Here is a 12,071-nt window from a genome sequence, read left to right as displayed (position 1 = left end):
GCATCGGGGGCGATGACGTAACACCGTCGTCGCCCCTTTTGTTTATTCCAAGGTCTTTCCTATGCATCTGACGCTCGCCGCTGCCGAAACGCTCGTTCTCGATGCGTTGAAACGCAACGGCGTCGAGGAGGGGAATGCGCAGTCCGTGGCGCGGGCGCTTGTGGCGGCGGAAGCTGCCGGGCAGAGCGGGCACGGGCTTCGCCGCGCCGTGGCCTATGCCTCTCAGGCGAAATCCGGGAAGGTCGATGGCGTCGCCAAGCCGATCCTCTATCAGCCCTATCCTTCCGTGATCCAGATCGATGCCTGCCATGGATATGCCTATCCGGCGCTCGATCTCGCCGTTCCTGCCCTGACCGAAATGGCCCGGTCGCAGGGTATCGCCATGGCGGCGATCCGCCGCTCGCACCATGCCGGCGTTCTGGCGCTGACGGTCGAGCGTTTTGCTGAGGCTGGCCTCGTTGCGATCATGGTTGCTAATGCCACGGCGGCGATGGCGGCCTGGGGCGGGCGCAAGCCGCTGTTCGGCACCAACCCGATTGCCTTTGCCGCGCCCGTAACGGGCCAGGATCCTGTTGTCATAGACCTCGCGCTATCACGCGTGGCGCGCGGCAAGATCATGGCGGCGCGGCAGAAGGGCGTGCCGATCCCCGCCGACTGGGCCTTCGACCGCGATGGCCAGCCGACGACGGATGCGGTTGCGGCGCTCGACGGCACGATGGTGCCCTCGGGCGAGGCCAAGGGCGCTGCCCTTGCGATGATGGTCGAGATCCTGGCTGCGCCGCTGACGGGCGCTAACTTCTCCTATGAATCGACTTCGCTGTTCGACGACAAAGGTGCTGCTCCCGGCCTCGGTCAGATGATCATCGTCATCAATCCGGAAGCGGGTGGTGGTGCGTTTGCGGCGGCCCGGCTGACCGAGCTTGCCAATGAAATTTCCTCGGATCCGGGGGTGCGGTTACCCGGCAGGCGCGGGCTGACGGCGCGGCGCGCCGCGATCGAAAACGGCATTGATGTCGAGGATGATGTCGTCGATGCGATCCTCGCGGTATAGAATCGTTCTAAACTTGATAAATAATTTCAAGTATTTGTGATCATCCCACGGTGAAGCAAACTTGAAAATTGAAGTCAGGAAAAATATAGGGGGCGCGCATCACCCCACCCCCAGGGGAGATATTGCCATGGAGGGCATCATGAAGAATTCCATTACGCGCCGTTCCGCGCTCGCGCTGGCTGCGTCTCTTCTCGCTGCAACATCGCTCGCATCAGGCGCCAGCGCGCAGGACGAAGGCATCGTCGTCTATAACGCCCAGCACGAAAGCCTCGGCCGCGAATGGATCGATGCCTTCACCAAGGAGACCGGCATCAAGGTCACCATTCGTCAGGGCAGCGACATGCAGTTCGCCAACCAGATCATCCAGGAAGGCGACGCCTCCCCGGCAGACGTATTCCTGACGGAAAACTCCCCGGCCATGACGCTGGTCGACGGCGCAGGCCTCTTCGCACCCGTCGATAAGGAAACGCTCGATCAGGTTCCGGCCGAATACCGCCCGTCCGATGGCATGTGGACCGGCATTGCCGCCCGCTCGACTGTCTTTGCCTATGACAAGCGCAAGCTGACCGAAGACAAGCTGCCGAAGTCGATGCTCGATCTCGCTGATCCGGCCTGGAAGGGCCGTTGGGGTGCGGCTCCTGCCGGTGCCGACTTCCAGGCCATCGTCAGCGCGCTGCTGCAGTTGAAGGGCGAGGAAGCGACTGCCGCATGGCTCAAGGGCCTCAAGGACAATGCGACGCCTTACAAGGGCAACAGCGTTGCGATGAAGGCGGTCAATGCCGGTGAAGTCGAAGGCGCGATCATCTACCACTACTACTGGTTCGGCGATCAGGCGAAGACGGCGGAAAACAGCGCCAATGTCGGCCTGCACTATTTCAAGAACCAGGATCCGGGCGCATTCGTCTCGATCTCCGGCGGCGGCGTTCTGAAGTCGACGCAGCACATGAAGGAAGCGCAGGCATTCCTGAAGTTCATCGCCGGCAAGGCCGGTCAGGCGATCCTGAAGAACGGCACGTCCTATGAATATGCCGTCAGCGGCGATTCCAACGACAAGCTCGTTCCGCTCAAGGATCTGAACGCACCGAAGGTCGAAGCCTCGGAACTGAACAGCAAGAAGGTCGTCGAAATGATGACCGCTGCAGGCCTGATCTAAGCCCATCTGCCGCAGGCGGACGGAGTCAAAACTATTGCTTTTGGCTCAAGAAAACCTTACGGCATGACCAATCATGGCAACCGCTTCCTGACGAGGCGGTTGCCTTCCTTTTTCAGCGTCACAAAGGCGTCGGCCTTGCTGCAAGACAACAGATCGCTCGTGACCGGCCTTGCCGGCAATGAAGCGCCGGTCAGCACAATCGGTTCCCTGCGCGGGCGCATGCCGCACGCTTCCGTCGTCGTCTTCGCAACCATCGTCGCGTTCTTCAGCCTCGTGCCGCTCGGCTTCATCGCCTGGATCACCTACGATGTCGGCTGGGAAACCGTGAAGGCGCTCGTCTTCCGCCCGCGCGTCGGCGAGTTGATGATCAACACGGTGTTCCTGGAAGCGCTGACGGTCCCGTTGTCGATCGTGCTTGCGGTGACGCTCGCGTGGCTGACGGAACGGACCGACATTCCCTTTGCGCGGCTCTGGTCGTGGCTTGCGGTCGCGCCGCTCGCCGTTCCCGCCTTCGTGCACAGCTATGCCTGGATCAGCCTTGTGCCCGGCATGCGGGGGCTGCAGAGCGGCGTCTTCGTCTCGGTGCTGGCCTATTATCCCTTCCTCTACCTGCCTGTTGCCGCGGCACTTCGCCGTCTCGATCCAGCGATCGAGGATGCTGCCGCGTCGCTCGGGCTCGGTCCCTGGCGCGTGTTCTTCCGCACGATCCTGCCACAGCTCAGGCTGGCGATCTGCGGCGGTTCGCTGCTGATCGCGCTGCATCTGCTGTCGGAATACGGGCTCTATGTGATGATCCGCTTCGACACGTTTGCGACGGCGATCGTCGACCAGTTTCAGTCCGCCTATAACAGCCCGGCCGCCAATATGCTCGGCGGCGTGCTCGTCGCCTGCTGTCTGTTCCTGCTTGGGCTGGAAATTCTCGTTCGTGGCAACGAGCGCTATGCCCGCGTCGGCTCCGGCTCGGCTCGCCCGGCAGACCGGCGCAGGCTCGGATGGTTCGCCATTCCGGCGGTGCTGCTGCCGATCGCTGTCGCGGTTCTGACGCTTGGCGTTCCCCTCGTGACGCTCGGACGCTGGCTCTATCTCGGCGGCGCTGAGATCTGGCGGCTGGATACGGTCGGCAATGCGTTCATTCAGACCATCATCCTTGCCGTCGCAGGCGGTGTGCTGACGACGATTGCCGCGGTACCGATGGCCTGGCTCTCGGTGCGTGCCCCCGGCCGCTTCCAGCGTTTCCTTGAGGCCTGCCATTACTATGTCGGCTCGCTGCCGGGCGTCGTCGTGGCGCTGGCGCTGGTGACGATCACCGTGCGGCTGGTGCTGCCGCTCTACCAGACCTTCGCGACGCTGACCGTCGCCTATGTTCTGCTGTTCCTGCCGCGCGCCATGGTCGGCCTGCGCGCCAGCATTGCGCAGGCGCCGGTCGAGCTCGAACGTGCCGCCATGGGCCTTGGCCGCACGCCGTCGCAGGCCGTGCGCCAGATCACCATGCGGCTTGCAGCACCCGGTTTTGCCGCCAGCGTGGCGCTTGTGGCGCTCGGGATCACCAACGAGCTGACGGCAACGCTGATGCTTTCGCCGAATGGCGTCGAGACGCTGTCGACGAAATTCTGGTCGCTGACCAGCGAGATCGATTACGTGTCGGCGGCGCCTTACGCGGTGATGATGATCATCCTGTCGCTGCCGTTGACGCTGCTTCTTTATTCCCAATCGAAACGGACTGCCGGACAATGACGCTGCTCACGATTCAATCCGCAAGCAAGCGCTATGGTCCGGTCACCGCGCTGGACAACGTATCGCTGGATGTGCCTGCCGGCAGCCGCACTGCGGTCGTAGGCCCGTCGGGCTCCGGCAAGACGACGCTGCTGCGGCTGATTGCCGGTTTCGAGCGACCGGATCAGGGCAGGGTCGTGCTGAATGGCGAGATGCTCGCCGACGGCCCGGCAATCGTTCCCGCCCACAAGCGCGGCATCGGCATCGTTTCGCAGGACGGAGCACTGTTTCCGCATCTGAGTGTCGCCGAGAATATCGGCTTCGGCTTCGAGCGCGGGGCAATGGACCGCGAGAAACGGATCGTCGAGCTTCTCGATATGGTCGAGCTCGATCGCAATATGCTGACGCGCCGTCCGCATCAGCTCTCGGGCGGCCAGCAGCAGCGCGTGGCGCTTGCCCGGGCGCTTGGCCGCAAGCCGCGCCTGATGCTGCTCGACGAGCCGTTCTCGGCGCTTGACACAGGTCTTCGTGAGAACATGCGCAAGGCCGTGTCGCGCGTTCTGCAGGCAGCCGGGATCACCACGATCCTCGTGACCCACGATCAGGGCGAGGCATTGTCCTTCGCCGATCAGGTGGCGGTGTTGCGGGATGGGAAGCTGGTGCAATCAGGTTCACCGCAGAAGCTCTATCTGCAGCCCAAGGACCGCGAGACGGCGCTGTTCCTCGGCGATGCCGTGATGCTGCCTGCGGTCATCCGCAACGGTTTTGCGGATTGTGCGCTTGGCCGGGTCGCCGTCGATGGCGATCATCAGGGCAAGGCCGAGATCATGCTGCGGCCGGAACAGATCCGCGTCGTGCCTGATGACAGCAAGCCTGCCTATCACGGCCGGGTGGTCGAAGTGGAATTCGGGGGGGCGACCTGCACCGTCGCCGTTTCGCTTGAGGGTGTGCAGCTGCCGCCGATCCTGATCAAGACGTCGAGCGTCGCACTGCCGGAAACCGGCGACCGTGTCCGTCTGGACATCGCCGGCCGCGCACATGTTTTCTCGGCGCGCTAGGCCGTCCTGCGATCGGCTTCTTCGCCCTGCTCCAGCCAGCCGCCGGTGAAACCGGCGCGCTCGAGGCCAAGGCGAATGACCGGCGATTGCCGCATCAGGCTCCAGATGAAATCCGAACGGTCGTTCTCGATCGTCATCACCAGAAGGCCCTGATCGATGCCGACGCAGCGGTCGTCCACCCAGCCTTCGGGACGTCTGGTCTTCACCGTCGGATTGAAGCCGCCGGGGAAGCGTCCCTCGTAGGTGAGGTCAGGATAGGTTTCGAGCAACGCCTTCGTGCCGTCGAGCGCTGCCTGCCGGTCAAAGGGGAGCGATGCCAGGGCAGCCCAGGGCGCGATCGTTCCATCATCGGGGCCGAGCGGGGCGCCGCGGGCTGCATAGCCCAGCACCTTCGGATGGCGTCCGCCGCGCATATGGCGGCTCGGCGGCGGGCCGTCGGAGGCGGAGAGGCCCCAGACATCCTTGTTATAGCCGACGAAATGACCGGGATTGCGCAAGGCATAATCGCGCTGGACGGCGATCGAGACCTGCGTATTGCGGAAATAGTCCCAATCGCGGGCTGCCATCGGCCGGTCCTGGATGCCGCGGAAATCGATCCAGGCATGCGAGAAGAAATGGATGAAGAGCGGGCCGGCATAGAGATAGGCCTGTTCCCCAAAGAGCATCCATGAATAGCTCGAGGTAAAGGCGTCGTAGCTCGACTGCGGGATGGGGTGCGTCGGCGAGGCGAGCGCTAGCGTATAGAGCAGCACCGCCTCGTCGTAACCCTGCCAGCGCCAGTGCAGGAAGCCGCTGGCGGGCTTCCAGCCCATGCAGATGGTCTCGCCCTTGTTGAGCGCCCAGTGCCAGTCGATGCGCTCGTAAATGACCTTTACGAGGTCGCGGATCTCCTGCTCGTCGCCATCGGCGCGATCGAAATAGGCCGAAGACGTCAGCATGCCGGCGACAAGCAGCGTCGTATCGATGGTCGAGAGCTCGCTGTTCCAGGCGCGGTGGCCGGTATCCATGTGCAGGAAGTGATAATAGAAGCCGCGATAACCGCTCGCGTGGCGCTCCCGGCCCTGGTGGCTTCCGACAAAGAAGCGAAGCGTCGTCAGCGTGCGTTCGATGGCGCCCGCCCGCGTCATCCAGCCACGCTCTACGCCGACGGTATAGGATGACAGCGCAAAGCCGACGGCGGCGATGCTGCAGGGCACGCCCTCGATCGAGGTGTCGGCAACAAGCCCGTTATCGGGATTGGTATGTTTCAGGAAGTAGTTGAAGGCGGATTGTTGCAGCCTGTCGATCAGCGCAGCATCCGTGTCGTCGAGTCGTTGCAGCATACTCAAACCATTCGTTTTCGCCCCTGCTTCAACATGGCGATGCGTTGCGTGCAAATCAAACCTTTTTGAAAAGCGCGCAAATTCGATGGATGCTGCGGCCGGAAAGGCGGAAACGACAAAGCACACGCCGGAGCGTGCTGTCTGTATTCTAGATGTCAAAGGAGAAACTGGAGCGGGCGAAGGGGTTCGAACCCTCGACCCCAACCTTGGCAAGGTTGTGCTCTACCACTGAGCTACACCCGCTCATAATCCCGTCGGCCTGTGGTAGTTGTGAGGACCGTGGGCGCCACCTTGCGGCGACGGGCGCTATATCGCCCAAACGATTTTCAAATGCAACAGGGAAATGACGGAAAGTCGAAGAAAAATTCCAAGCTGTTGAAATGATTTCCGAAAACGCCGCAAATCTGCGCGAAAGCGTCGATCATGCGCATTGCCAAAGCCGCTACCCGGACTTAATCAAAGCGCCTGCCCGCAATTTTCATCAGATGGATGCCGCGATGACCGATACCAAACCGAAGACCCGCGACGAACTTTTCGCCTTTCTGGACAGCCTCGGCATCAAACATTCCACCAAGGATCACGCACCCGTCTTCACGGTCGCCGAATCGGTGTCGCTGCGTGATGAAATTCCGGGCGGGCACACGAAGAACCTTTTCGTGAAGGACAAGAAGGACCAGTTTTTCCTGCTGACTGTAGAGGAGCATGCTTCTGTTGATCTCAAGACAGTGCACACGCTGATCGGTGCGGCGAGCAAGGTTTCCTTCGGCAAGCCCGAGAAGCTGATGGAATATCTCGGCGTCATTCCCGGCTCGGTCACGGCCTTCGGCGCGATCAACGATACCGGCCACAACGTGACCTTCGTTCTCGATGCGGATCTGATGAAGGACGAGATCATCAACTGCCATCCGCTGTCGAACGACGCGACGACCTCTATATCAAGTGCCGATCTCGTCCGTTTCATGGAAGCGACGGGCCACAAGCCGCTTGTCTTGAAAGTCACGGCCTGACATACGATTTTAACGCTAGAAAAAAGGCCGGGCACGACCGGCGTGGCGGGAGATACCTATGAGCGGCAACGACAACCCCTACAGCACGTCCTACGGCACGATGTCGGCAACGGCGACCTATGGCGGCGCACAGCAGCCTGCGGCGGCTCCGGCAGCAGCCGGTAGCTATATCAAGGACACGACGACGGCGAATTTCACCAAGGATGTCATCGAGGATTCGCGCAACCAGCCGGTTCTCGTCGATTTCTGGGCGCCCTGGTGCGGTCCTTGCAAGCAGCTGACGCCGGTGCTCGAAAAGGTCGTCAACGAGGCCCAGGGCCGCGTCAAGCTCGTGAAGATGAACATCGACGATCATCCGTCGATCGCCGGCCAGCTCGGCATCCAGTCGATCCCGGCCGTCATCGCCTTCGTCGGCGGCCGTCCGGCTGACGGCTTCATGGGCGCGGTACCGGAAAGCCAGGTTCGCCAGTTCATCGACCGGCTCGCCGGTCCCGCCGGTGCCGATCAGGCAGCCGAGATTGAAGCCGTTCTCGAAGAGGCCGCCGGGCTTCTGGCGTCGAGCGACGTCAATGGCGCCGCGCAGCTCTATGGCGCCGTCATGCAGGCCGATCCGGAAAATGCCAAGGCGCTCGCCGGCATGGCCGAATGCATGATCGCCGCCAATCAGCACGAGCGTGCCCGCGAAGCGCTCACCGATCTGCCGGAAGAACTTTCGAAGGATGCCGCCATCCAGGCCGTTCTCAAGAAGCTCGACCAGATCGAAGAAGCCCGCAAGCTCGGCGATCCCTTTGCGCTGGAACAGCAGCTTTCGGGCAATCCTGACGACCACGAAGCGCGGATGAAACTTGCCAAGATCCGCAATGTCGAGGGGCGCCGCGACGAAGCTGCTGAACATCTCCTGACCATCATGCGCAAGGACCGCACCTTCGACGACGACGGCGCTCGCCGCCAGTTGCTGCAGTTCTTTGAGGTCTGGGGCTTCAAGGATCCGGCCACCGTTGCCGCACGCCGCAAGCTTTCAGCGATGCTGTTCTCGTAACTTGATGCGGGTGCCCTTGCGTTTTTGAGCGGGGGCACCACATTCAGTTGAATGGCAGGGGCTCCGATTTTTCCTGCTTGAAGAATGCGGGACGAAATTTCATGCAAGTCGGGAATGCGAGATATTTGAAACCCGGTGATCTGCCGGACACGATCGCTGTTTTCCCCCTGACCGGCGCTCTCCTCCTGCCGACCGGGCAGCTTCCCTTAAACATTTTCGAGCCGCGCTATCTGGCGATGTTCGATGCCGCCATGGCCGGAAACCGGCTGATCGGCATGGTGCAGCCGGCACTTGGCGATAGCGACGAAAAGATGCCGGATTGCAATCTGGCGCCTGTCGGCTGCCTTGGCCGCATCACCTCTTTCGCCGAAACGGGCGATGGCCGCTATATCGTATCGCTGACCGGCATCTGCCGTTTCAGGCTGATCGGCGAGAAGGTGAGCCACGACCCGTTCCGCACCTTCCGTATCGCTCCGTTCATTTCCGATCTCTCGGCACGTGACGAGGAGGATGCAGTCGATCGCGCCGCCCTGCTCTCTGCCTTCCGTGCCTATCTCGATGCCAACAAGCTGGAAGCGGATTGGGAGAGCGTCGAGCGGGCAAGCAACCTGACGCTCGTCAATTCGCTCGCCATGATGTCGCCCTTCGGCCCTGCGGAGAAGCAGGCTCTGCTGGAAGCGCCCGATCTCAAGACACGCGCTGAGACGCTGATCGCCATTACTGAAATCGTGCTGGCGCGCGTCTTCGGTGACTCCGATACGGTTTTGCAGTAAGTCCTGAGAGATGGACGAAAAACTCAGCCGCGTTGATCCAAAGCTCCTGGAACTCCTCGTCTGCCCCCTCACCAAGGGGCGGCTGACCTATGACCGCGACCACAACGAACTCGTCTCCGAGAAGGGGCGGCTCGCCTACCCGATCCGTGACGGTATTCCGATCATGCTGGTGTCTGAGGCACGCAGGCTGGACGACTAGATCGCCTCGCCCGCCAATAGCCGCGGATTATCCTTTGCCGTCGTTCCGGCGGCCTGGCCGATGAAGAAGGACTTCAGGCCCGGCAGGCGATCGACGATGCCGAGGCCGACGTCGCGGGCGATGCGGATCGGCGTCACGTCGTTCGAAAACAGACGGTTCAGCACGTCGGTCGTAACACCCATGCGGAACGTGTCGAAACGGCGCCATGTCTGGTAGCGCTCCAGGATATTGATCGAGCCGATATCGAGGCCGAGACGGTCGGCCTCGACGATGGTTTCGGCCAGCGCCGCCACGTCCTTGAAACCGAGATTGAGGCCCTGGCCCGAGATCGGGTGAATGCCGTGGGCAGCGTCGCCGGCAAGCGCAAAGCGCGGGGAGACGAAAGAGCGCGCCAAAGTCAGGCCAAGCGGGAAGGCGCGCTTGGCGCCGATCACCTTGAGGGCGCCGAGCTTGTGGCCGAAGCGGCGTTCCAGTTCCTCTTCGAAAATCAGATCGTCACCGGCAACCAGCCGGTTCGCATCGCTGGTGCGTTCGGTCCAGACGAGCGAGGAGCGGTTGTTGGTCAGCGGCAGGATGGCGAAGGGGCCGGAGGGCAGGAAATGTTCCTCGGCGCAGCCATTATGCGGCCGCTCGTGCTCGACGGTGGCGACAATGCCGGACTGGCCGTAGTCCCAGCTGACCGTCTTGATGCCTGCGAAATCGCGCAGCTTGGAGCGCACGCCGTCGCACGCGACCACGAGACGTGCTTCTATGGCACTGCCATCGGAGAGTTCGACGGTCGCGTGGTTTTCACCGCTGCTCAGCCCCGTTGCGCTCAGCCCATGGCGGATCTCGATGCCGAGCCGCTCGCAGACGCCGCGCAATTCGCGTACCATGACGGCGTTCGGGATCATGTGGGCGAAGGGGCGGCCTTCCTCGATCTCGCCGTCGAAGGTTAGGAAAACGGGGCGTACCGGATCCGATGTCTTGGAATCGGTGACGATCATCTTGGTGATCGGCTGCGCCTCGGTGCGGATATTCTCCCAGATGCCGAAGACTTCCAGCATCTTGGCCGCGGCGGCGATGATGGCCGAAGCGCGCATGTCCTTTTGCCAGACGTGCTCGGGTGCGGCCTCGACGACGGCGACATCAAGATGCGGCGCGGCCTGCTTGACCGCCACCGCCGCGGACAGGCCCACATAGCCTCCGCCAACAACCAGCATATCAAGCATCGCTTACTCCTCAGCCTTGTGAATACAATCGTGATCTATATAGATCATCGCTCCCTTACTTCCTACTGCCGGGGGCAAGCAAATGACCGCAGCTGCGGCAAAACCGACCGCCATGGAAACCCTTCTTGCGACGCTCGACCTTGAGCCGATCGAGATCGACATTTTTCGCGGCCGCAGCCCGCAGGTGGGCTGGCAGCGGGTGTTCGGCGGACAGGTGATCGGCCAGGCGCTGATGGCGGCGCAGCGGACGATCGAGGTGGGGCGGATCGTGCATTCGCTGCATGCCTATTTCATGCGTCCCGGCGATCCCTCGGTGCCGATCATCTATCAGGTCGAGCGTATCCGCGACGGCTCCAGCTTCAATACCCGCCGTGTCGTCGCCATCCAGCATGGCAAGGCTATCTTTGCGCTGTCCTGCTCATTCCAGATCGAGGAACCCGGTTTCGACCATCAAGCCGCGATGCCGGATGTGCCGCCTCCGGAGAAGCTTCTCGGCGAGCAGCAGATCAAGGACCAGTATCTGGCGCACGCACCGGCGGCGATCCGCAAGTACTGGGAGCGTGAACGGCCGATCGAAATCCGGCCTGTATCGCTGAAGCATTATTTCTCCAATGAGAAGCTGGAGCCGCGCCAGGATGTCTGGGTGCGTGCCACGGGTGCGGTTCCCGATGACCGGCTTTATCAGGCGGCGGTGCTTGCCTACCTCTCGGATATGACGTTGCTCGACACCTCGCTCTATGCGCATGGCACGTCGATTTTCGATCAGACCCTGCAGGTCGCCAGCCTCGACCATTCGATGTGGTTCCACAGGCCCGACAAACTGGACGATTGGTTGCTCTATACCCAGGATAGCCCGTCTGCTTCGGGTGCTCGCGGGCTGACGCGCGGTAGTCTGTTTACGCGTTCGGGTGTTCTGATTGCGTCGGTCGCCCAGGAGGGTTTGATTCGGAAAAAGGCAGATGAATAAATAATGTGCATATTTGTGTTTTTGCGCATTTTTTAAGCTGCAATTGCTTCGTCAGATGCCTCATAATTGGCATCCTCTAATATCGTCTTTACTTTTCAATAACTTATAACGCGCCTCGAATCTGGCACGCCCCTTGAATGTGTATCCCCGGTCGCTGGTCGTGAACGTCAGCGGCAAGGAGAGTCGGCTCCGTGCCGAGGATAACGAAGGATGGGAAACCAGATGAAAATTGTGATGGCCATTATCAAGCCGTTCAAGCTCGATGAGGTGCGCGAAGCCCTCACCGCGATCGGCATCCAGGGCCTGACCGTGACCGAAGTTAAGGGCTACGGGCGCCAAAAGGGACATACCGAAATCTATCGCGGCACTGAATATGCGGTCAGCTTCCTGCCGAAGCTCAAGATCGAGATCGCTGTTGCCACCGAGATCGTCGACAAGGCGGTCGAAGCCATCGCGTCGTCGGCCAAGACCGGCCAGATCGGCGACGGCAAGATCTTTGTCTACTCGATCGACCATGCCGTCCGCATCCGCACCGGCGAAACCGATACCGAAGCGCTCTAAGAACCGCTGAGCAAGGA

The 12,071-nt window shown here is 61.7% G+C and carries 12 protein-coding genes and 1 tRNA gene; 10 read left to right on the top strand and 3 right to left on the bottom strand.

The window, feature by feature from the left end; all coding sequences use genetic code 11:
* The first annotated feature begins 61 nt into the window (after window positions 1-61).
* From ACEN84_RS07950 to ACEN84_RS07935, 4 genes are all read left to right on the top strand, one after another.
* Window positions 62-1,051, top strand: a complete 990-nt coding sequence (locus tag ACEN84_RS07950; protein WP_413710501.1) for an Ldh family oxidoreductase — start codon at window positions 62-64, stop codon at window positions 1,049-1,051.
* A 139-nt stretch (window positions 1,052-1,190) separates the two neighbouring features.
* Window positions 1,191-2,204, top strand: a complete 1,014-nt coding sequence (locus ACEN84_RS07945) for an iron ABC transporter substrate-binding protein (protein WP_112718497.1) — start codon at window positions 1,191-1,193, stop codon at window positions 2,202-2,204.
* Between the two features lie 63 nt (window positions 2,205-2,267).
* Window positions 2,268-3,938, top strand: coding sequence for an ABC transporter permease (locus tag ACEN84_RS07940; protein ID WP_413710500.1), 1,671 nt, complete (start codon window positions 2,268-2,270; stop codon window positions 3,936-3,938).
* Window positions 3,935-4,975: an ABC transporter ATP-binding protein gene (locus ACEN84_RS07935; protein ID WP_413710499.1), complete on the top strand. Its 1,041-nt coding sequence runs from the start codon at window positions 3,935-3,937 to the stop codon at window positions 4,973-4,975. Before ACEN84_RS07940 ends, ACEN84_RS07935 begins: the two co-directional genes overlap by 4 nt.
* On the opposite strand, the gene ACEN84_RS07930 is transcribed toward ACEN84_RS07935, so the two are convergent.
* A complete protein-coding gene (locus tag ACEN84_RS07930) occupies window positions 4,972-6,297 on the bottom strand; it encodes a glucoamylase family protein (RefSeq protein ID WP_413710498.1) in 1,326 nt (441 codons plus the stop codon). The genes ACEN84_RS07935 and ACEN84_RS07930 overlap by 4 nt on opposite strands.
* A gap of 168 nt (window positions 6,298-6,465) precedes the next feature.
* Window positions 6,466-6,540: transfer RNA gene (locus ACEN84_RS07925), tRNA-Gly, on the bottom strand.
* Window positions 6,541-6,794: 254 nt separating this feature from the next.
* Here ACEN84_RS07925 and ACEN84_RS07920 point away from each other — a divergent pair.
* The 4 genes from ACEN84_RS07920 to ACEN84_RS07905 all read left to right on the top strand — a co-directional run bounded on the left by ACEN84_RS07920 (window position 6,795) and on the right by ACEN84_RS07905 (window position 9,315).
* Window positions 6,795-7,304 carry a prolyl-tRNA synthetase associated domain-containing protein gene (locus ACEN84_RS07920; RefSeq protein WP_413710497.1) on the top strand — a complete coding sequence of 170 codons (510 nt, stop codon included), beginning with the start codon at window positions 6,795-6,797 and terminating at the stop codon, window positions 7,302-7,304.
* Between the two features lie 58 nt (window positions 7,305-7,362).
* On the top strand, window positions 7,363-8,343 hold the full coding sequence (gene trxA / locus ACEN84_RS07915) for a thioredoxin (protein ID WP_413710496.1): 981 nt from the start codon (window positions 7,363-7,365) through the stop codon (window positions 8,341-8,343).
* Between the two features lie 101 nt (window positions 8,344-8,444).
* A complete protein-coding gene (locus ACEN84_RS07910) occupies window positions 8,445-9,116 on the top strand; it encodes an LON peptidase substrate-binding domain-containing protein (protein WP_112718319.1) in 672 nt (223 codons plus the stop codon).
* Between the two features lie 10 nt (window positions 9,117-9,126).
* Window positions 9,127-9,315, top strand: a complete 189-nt coding sequence (locus ACEN84_RS07905; protein WP_112718321.1) for a Trm112 family protein — start codon at window positions 9,127-9,129, stop codon at window positions 9,313-9,315.
* Here ACEN84_RS07905 and ACEN84_RS07900 read toward each other — a convergent pair.
* Window positions 9,312-10,526: a ubiquinone biosynthesis hydroxylase gene (locus ACEN84_RS07900; protein ID WP_413710495.1), complete on the bottom strand. Its 1,215-nt coding sequence runs from the start codon at window positions 10,524-10,526 to the stop codon at window positions 9,312-9,314. The genes ACEN84_RS07905 and ACEN84_RS07900 overlap by 4 nt on opposite strands.
* Window positions 10,527-10,608: 82 nt before the next feature.
* Here ACEN84_RS07900 and tesB point away from each other — a divergent pair, with 82 nt between their 5' ends.
* Window positions 10,609-11,493, top strand: a complete 885-nt coding sequence (gene tesB, locus ACEN84_RS07895) for an acyl-CoA thioesterase II (RefSeq protein WP_413710494.1) — start codon at window positions 10,609-10,611, stop codon at window positions 11,491-11,493.
* 210 nt (window positions 11,494-11,703) lie between these two features.
* On the top strand, window positions 11,704-12,054 hold the full coding sequence (locus ACEN84_RS07890; RefSeq protein WP_162698828.1) for a P-II family nitrogen regulator: 351 nt from the start codon (window positions 11,704-11,706) through the stop codon (window positions 12,052-12,054).
* The last annotated feature ends 17 nt before the right edge of the window (window positions 12,055-12,071 follow it).

Source organism: Rhizobium sp. Rhizsp82 (genome assembly GCF_047325115.1).
Classification (GTDB): Bacteria; Pseudomonadota; Alphaproteobacteria; order Rhizobiales; family Rhizobiaceae; genus Rhizobium.
The sequence above is the reverse complement of the archived record's forward strand: the minus strand, read 5'-3'. Positions and strand labels throughout refer to the sequence as shown.

Excerpts from the sequence above, each read along its gene's own strand:
- ACEN84_RS07945 (WP_112718497.1), top strand. The coding sequence starts at position 1,191 with ATGAAGAATTCCATTACGCGCCGTTCCGCGCTCGCGCTGGCTGCGTCT.
- ACEN84_RS07890 (WP_162698828.1), top strand. The coding sequence starts at position 11,704 with ATGGGAAACCAGATGAAAATTGTGATGGCCATTATCAAGCCGTTCAAG.
- trxA (WP_413710496.1), top strand. The coding sequence starts at position 7,363 with ATGAGCGGCAACGACAACCCCTACAGCACGTCCTACGGCACGATGTCG.
- ACEN84_RS07935 (WP_413710499.1), top strand. The coding sequence starts at position 3,935 with ATGACGCTGCTCACGATTCAATCCGCAAGCAAGCGCTATGGTCCGGTC.
- ACEN84_RS07900 (WP_413710495.1), bottom strand. The coding sequence starts at position 10,526 with ATGCTTGATATGCTGGTTGTTGGCGGAGGCTATGTGGGCCTGTCCGCG.
- ACEN84_RS07910 (WP_112718319.1), top strand. The coding sequence starts at position 8,445 with ATGCAAGTCGGGAATGCGAGATATTTGAAACCCGGTGATCTGCCGGAC.
- ACEN84_RS07940 (WP_413710500.1), top strand. The coding sequence starts at position 2,268 with ATGACCAATCATGGCAACCGCTTCCTGACGAGGCGGTTGCCTTCCTTT.
- tesB (WP_413710494.1), top strand. The coding sequence starts at position 10,609 with ATGACCGCAGCTGCGGCAAAACCGACCGCCATGGAAACCCTTCTTGCG.
- ACEN84_RS07905 (WP_112718321.1), top strand. The coding sequence starts at position 9,127 with ATGGACGAAAAACTCAGCCGCGTTGATCCAAAGCTCCTGGAACTCCTC.
- ACEN84_RS07950 (WP_413710501.1), top strand. The coding sequence starts at position 62 with ATGCATCTGACGCTCGCCGCTGCCGAAACGCTCGTTCTCGATGCGTTG.
- ACEN84_RS07930 (WP_413710498.1), bottom strand. The coding sequence starts at position 6,297 with ATGCTGCAACGACTCGACGACACGGATGCTGCGCTGATCGACAGGCTG.
- ACEN84_RS07920 (WP_413710497.1), top strand. The coding sequence starts at position 6,795 with ATGACCGATACCAAACCGAAGACCCGCGACGAACTTTTCGCCTTTCTG.